This is a genomic window from Rhodoplanes roseus (genome assembly GCF_003258865.1).
Lineage (GTDB): Bacteria > Pseudomonadota > Alphaproteobacteria > Rhizobiales > Xanthobacteraceae > Rhodoplanes > Rhodoplanes roseus.
In genome coordinates this window covers 1-348 of the sequence record NZ_NPEX01000618.1, presented here as the reverse complement: position 1 = coordinate 348, position 348 = coordinate 1, and the positions used below count along the sequence as shown (strand labels likewise).

Genomic DNA, 348 nt, shown 5'->3' with positions numbered 1-348 from the left:
GCCGCGGGGCCACGGCGCGCGCCGCGGCCCGGTCGGCCGCCGCCAGCGGAGCCGCGTCGGCGAGGAGATCGATCTGGGCGGCGACGAAGGCCACGGCCGCAGCCGCCGTGTCGGGCCGGCCGAACAGCGCCGCCTCACAGGCGGCTTCGTGGGACGTGCCGGCGAGCCCGTCCAGGCAGGCGAGCGGCGAGCCGGGAACCAGCATGCGGGCGGACAGCTCGGCGACGCGCTGCTCCAGCGCCCGGCGCTCCAGGACCTGCTCGTGCAGGACGCTCGCCGCCGTGACGGCCGCGGCCGCCGCCAGCGCGGCGACGGCGAGCGCGGCGACACCGGCCAGCAACGCGCCGG

1 pseudogene is annotated in these 348 nt (G+C 80.7%); it reads right to left on the bottom strand.

Annotated elements, in window-relative coordinates:
• Window positions 1-348, bottom strand: a pseudogene (locus tag CH341_RS34710) (hypothetical protein); the annotation flags it as partial.